At 58.9% G+C, this 4,874-nt stretch carries 4 protein-coding genes; all 4 read right to left on the bottom strand.

Features of this window, described 5'->3' with window-relative positions; genetic code table 11:
* Positions 1-90: 90 nt before the first annotated feature.
* The 4 genes from NEI07_RS14290 to NEI07_RS14275 all read right to left on the bottom strand — a co-directional run bounded on the left by NEI07_RS14290 (position 91) and on the right by NEI07_RS14275 (position 4,662).
* Positions 91-2,592: a DUF3987 domain-containing protein gene (locus NEI07_RS14290; protein ID WP_256035423.1), complete on the bottom strand. Its 2,502-nt coding sequence runs from the start codon at positions 2,590-2,592 to the stop codon at positions 91-93.
* Between the two features lie 259 nt (positions 2,593-2,851).
* The gene (locus NEI07_RS19760) at positions 2,852-3,262 is read right to left on the bottom strand and encodes a single-stranded DNA-binding protein (RefSeq protein ID WP_407659908.1); all 411 of its coding nucleotides are present in this window, start codon (positions 3,260-3,262) and stop codon (positions 2,852-2,854) included.
* Between the two features lie 368 nt (positions 3,263-3,630).
* Positions 3,631-3,849, bottom strand: coding sequence for a helix-turn-helix transcriptional regulator (locus tag NEI07_RS14280; protein WP_256035421.1), 219 nt, complete (start codon positions 3,847-3,849; stop codon positions 3,631-3,633).
* A 162-nt stretch (positions 3,850-4,011) separates the two neighbouring features.
* Complete coding sequence (locus NEI07_RS14275; protein WP_256035420.1) at positions 4,012-4,662, bottom strand: hypothetical protein; 651 nt, start codon at positions 4,660-4,662, stop codon at positions 4,012-4,014.
* Positions 4,663-4,874 lie beyond the last annotated feature (212 nt).

Raw genomic sequence — 4,874 nt, 5'->3', positions numbered from 1 at the left:
CACTGCCAAAACTGCCAAAACTATCTGTATCGGTCCTTTGCGGATTCGTCGCTTCGCCTTCAAGCGTACGCAACCTGTCGAGATATTTGCTCATTGCAGCGCCTTTGGGTTGATGATGTAAGCCGCAGTCGGACGGCCGCCGCCGGCCCCGCTGGCCTTGCTTTGCGGCGCGATCCAATTCAGGTCGGCTAGCAGGTCGAGCCCCGCTTTCACGTCATTGAGAATGGCGAGTCCGCTCCATTTGCGTCGCCAAAGCTCGCGCGCCGTGAAACCGTCGGTAAGTTCGCCTTTGCGAATATGCGCGAGAATGAGTTTTGCGGCGGTCGCCTCGACTTGGCCGGCGCAGCCATATGCGCGGCGCGCGTGCGTTTCGAGATATTCGGCGAACGCCAGTGCGCGACAAAGCGTCGTTTCGGCGATGGGGCCGGTTTGCGCGTCGGCAAGGTGATTGATCAGCGCCAGCGAAGGGACGAGCTTTCGATATTTCGCGAGATGGCTTTCAAGACCGTTTGGCAGTTCGTCGCTGCGCAAGCGCCTCTCCAAGTCGCCGCGCCATTCGCGAAACACGTTCTGCGCCGGGGCGTCGAAATGCAGGAACGGTACGCTTTCGAATTCATCACGTTCGGCGCCGATCGCATGAGGATCGAGAGCGTTTAGGCGGCTGAAAGCATCCCACGCCGCCCGCCGGGCTTCGCTGTCTGGATAGCGGTCAACGTCGCGCCATTGCGGGCTTTGGTCTGGCCACACGAGCAAGCCAAAACGTTGAATCAGTCCATCATCGCCGTCGCCGGAGGCTGCCCGATGGATATATTCGGCAAGGCGTCCCGGTTGTGTAGAGCCGAGCAATGACAGGCAAATCGCCTCGATATGCACGCGCCCGCGAATGATGCGATCAAAACTATAGCCGCTAGTCCCGTTCCACGCTGTAAGGTAGAACCCACGCGTCGCCGCATACTCTTCGCGATCCAGCGCTTTGAGAAGGGACACAAGCTCATCGCGAAAGGCGAGCGTTCCATAAGGATTGTCCGCCAGAATTTCGCCGAGCGCTTCGTAGGACGTGTCTTCCGTTATTAAGCGGCAAGCTTGGGGAGCTTCCGGCTCGGCGAGGTCGCCCATACAAGAGGCGTCGCAGCCATTCTTGAACGCCTTGCGGGCGGCTTTCGTCGCTTCGTCCTTGGCTATTTTATAAAACGCCGCCTCTTTCTCGTAAGTTTTAAGCGCCGCCTCGTGTTCTTTGCGCGCCTCGCTCTCCAAACGGCGCAAGGGTTTCAAAACTTCATTCATTGCCGGACTTTTCAACGCTCCGGGCCGACCGACGATGCACCCCCATAGATTTGCAACTTCGATCCAATCGCTGCGCCGCTGCGGGCGAATGCCGATCCTGCGGCCGATAACGGAACCCAGCGCGACAATTGCAGGAATGCCGACAAAGTCGGGCGGACATTGCATGCGCTCGGCAATATCCATGATCCAAGGGCGAAGTTGCATCGGCAGGAAATCGTCCTGAAATGCAGCGACCGGCGGCAACCCGCCGGGGATCGGTTGCGGATCGGGCCATGTAAACGCCTGCGCTGGTTCGCCTCGCGCATGAAAGAAGCCCTCGGGTTCCTCGGGCGTTGGCCCCTCATCATCGGCGATCCATTCGCGATCGTCTTGCTTGTCGTGCCCATTGCCAGCGGTTGAATGCGCGGCTGCGTCCGCCGCAGTTTGAAAGGCGCTCGCCATCGCATCCTCGCCATATCGTTCGGCGTAATCATTCCAATCGCTCGGCCCGTCGCCGTCCTTGTTGCGGTCGAACGGCGGGACAGCGACGACTCCATGCACAAGCGGCGCGGCTTCTTTCGCGCCTTCTATGCCGGGATTTTTGCCGCGCTCTTTTTCGACCTTGAGGTCATCGTCGGCGGCGAAGACGATGCGCGCTTGCGGATGTTTCGCTCTGATCTTTTGCGAGACCGTCTTGAGGTTGGAGGCGGTGAAGGCGACGACACAATGAAAGCCGGTCGCCTGATAAAGCGACGCGAGAGTCGCATAGCCCTCGCCGATGATGATGGTCGCTGTCGGCTCGCCGATCGTGAAGTAGCCGCCCTTAGTGCGACTTCCTGGCGTGAAAAGTTTCTTGCCCTCGCCAGGGATCGTTTGCAGCGAAATGATCGTCTCGTCGTCAGACGTCACCGGAACAAGTAGCAGGTGGGATTCCTGTCGTAGGCGATGCGATCCGACGCGCTTTTTTTGCAAATACTCATGTTGATCGGCCGGACGCGCCTTTTGCCAACGCGCTTGCGCGGCTTTTGCGGCTTGCTGATATTCGCGTTCGCGCCTTTTCTCACGCTCGGCCGCAGTGCGCCTCAACCGTTCGCGATCGGCCGGCGAGAGGTCGCGCGTTTCTCGCATCCGCCATTTGAATTCCTGACGAGAGCGCCAATCGCCGAAAGTTCCGGCTGGAAAATCGTCATCGAAAAATTGATACCAGCCGGCGTCGTCGCGCTTCTTGCCGGTCGCGAACCGATGAATCTTACCGTCGCCGATAATCTCGCACGGGGCGGCGCCGAGCTTTTCAAGCATGGCTGAGCGGAAGGCGTCGGCCGCTATCATTCGCCGCTCCCGTCAATCGGAAGGATCGTTGCCGTCCATTCATCGCCGCCGAATGCTTGAATAATCTCGGGCGACAGGCGACCGTAATTCTCCAGACGCGCCAACACTTCATTGGCGGGATCTCGTACTCCGCCGCCAATTCCGCAATCAGCTCGCCAACAGGACGCGGACCAAGCTCGTGAAGCTGGACGGCAAGGCGACGGAAGCGCGCGTTTTCGCGCAAGGGCGAGGTCGTTCTCATGGCGGCCCGCCCCAAAGATCATCGATACGATCGTCGAGATCGGCGTCGACGCGCCGATCTTCCGCCTTGCTGCATGGAAGCAACTTCCCGGTGCCGGGAAGTTTCCTCTTTCGGTTTCGGCTTGCGTTGTCGTGGCCGAGCGCGCGGCGGACAAACCTGATCCGCAATGATCGTCAACGCGACACGAGTTTCGCCGTCGCGCGACGTGTAAACTTCGCTGCGCAACACGCCTTGCACGGCGACGCCATCGCCATCGCCGAGGCGCTGGAAGGCTTCTATCGTGTGATCTGAGAACGCGAGAACCTTCACCCAGGTCATTGAGTCGCCGTCGCGACACTTCAGCGTGGTCGACGCGAACAAGCGCCCGCTCTTCGCCGTGCGAATTTCGACGGGACGGAAGATAGTGCCGGAAGCAAGCGCGAAGATCACGACACCTTATCATAATTGGCGATTTCGCTGCGCAACATCGCGGCGTCATCGTTCCATCCGAATTTTTCGAGCAATCCGGCGGTTAACTCGAAAAGCCGCCGATCGGAACGATCCGCCGATACCTCGGTGCAATGGGTCTGCATTCTCGTAAACAAGATTGCCGATTAGCGCGATTTCGTCTGATGTTAGTTCAATGGTCGTCGTCGCTTGGTTCAACATCTTCGTCTCTCATAAAAGGGCAAATCGTCGTCGGGGTTTCGGCGGTGGCGGCCGATGCGCGCCTCCTTGCCCGAAATTCAGACAAAGTTTTCCCATAGGGCGCGCGCGTTGCGCGCCGTTTCCAGATCTTTCTCGTTTGTGTGTGTTGGTTAAGCTGGCGCGGCTTCGAGCGCCTCAGCCTTCTTCTCGCCGGGCGGCGCTTTACGGCGCGAGAGCAACCAACTCTCAAGATCAGATTCGAGCACGCCGACGCGACGTGCAGATAGGTGGATCGTCGCCGGACCCTCGCCAATTGAGATCAATCGTTCGAGCGTGCGCTTGGCGATGTTGGCGCGGTGGGACGCTTCGAAGAGACTCAAAACTCGCATTTGCGCTTTCCTGTCGTTACGTGACGACAAAGTAAGCACAGGAAAACTCCGCAGCTAAAATATTTAAACTCCGCAGCGTCACTTTTCCGCAGAGTTTCCAACTTGCTGAAATCGGGCGTATCAGGACAAAACTCCGCAGCGTTGCTGAGTTAGCAGAGTTTTTTATTTTGCCAATCTCGGGCGACCTGGGTCGCGCCTTGGCCAATTAAACCGCTTTCTAAAATTCGGGATTCGCACACGGAAGTGCGCCTCCGCGGCGTCGCGCGCGGCGCTTTCGGCGCAGGGCGTCAAGCCATTCAGAAAGGTCTGCACATCGGGCTCGCGCGCTTTGGCCAAGAGCGGCAAGGCGTCCCTCTCTACAACCTCGACGATCACGGTTGACCTACTCTCGGCGGTGCCCTGCGCCGCCTCGACAATCCGCAACCCATAGATTTCAATGAGAGGGTCGCCGCCGCGCGCAAAGTTGGCGCGCGGCTGAAATTCCCACGCGCCTTTGCGCCACACGTCCGCGGGGATAGTGATTTTAGGGTTATGCAAGCCACCAATGTGGCCGGTCGCAGAGACATGGCCGTCCCGCTGCTTCAGCGCCTCTAAGAGACCGGTCGGAGTCTGCGCCTCGCATTCCTTTCGCCTCTGCACGGCGGCAGTGATCTTTTCTTGCCAGACGACGATCTCTTCATTGACCGGCTTCGCCGCGGTTTGAGCAGTGAGCAGGTTAAAATGGTCATGAACCGCTGCCTCACGCTTCGATCGGTTTTCGGGCTTCTCATGGCGAGAAATCGCCTCGCCCAACAAGAATGTTTCGTCGGCCATCGCGTGCATCCGCGAGCATCAAATGAGTGCTGAGAAATCGAGCGATGCACTCTCGACTTATCGCCTGGCCGGGCTATCTCAGCGCGGTTGATTTTAGCTCTTTCGCGCGAGCGCAACCACATTGTCGGACGGCGTTCGTCTCTCAACGATCGCCATCACGTGCGCCGCCCAAGCTTCAAGTGCGGCTCGTTTTTCCTCGGCCCAATCGTGAC

Origin of the sequence: Methylocystis suflitae (assembly GCF_024448135.1) — a bacterium.
GTDB lineage: Bacteria > Pseudomonadota > Alphaproteobacteria > Rhizobiales > Beijerinckiaceae > Methylocystis > Methylocystis suflitae.
The sequence above is the reverse complement of the archived record's forward strand: the minus strand, read 5'-3'. Positions and strand labels throughout refer to the sequence as shown.

Excerpts from the sequence above, each read along its gene's own strand:
- NEI07_RS14275 (WP_256035420.1), bottom strand. The coding sequence starts at position 4,662 with ATGGCCGACGAAACATTCTTGTTGGGCGAGGCGATTTCTCGCCATGAG.
- NEI07_RS14290 (WP_256035423.1), bottom strand. The coding sequence starts at position 2,592 with ATGATAGCGGCCGACGCCTTCCGCTCAGCCATGCTTGAAAAGCTCGGC.
- NEI07_RS14280 (WP_256035421.1), bottom strand. The coding sequence starts at position 3,849 with ATGCGAGTTTTGAGTCTCTTCGAAGCGTCCCACCGCGCCAACATCGCC.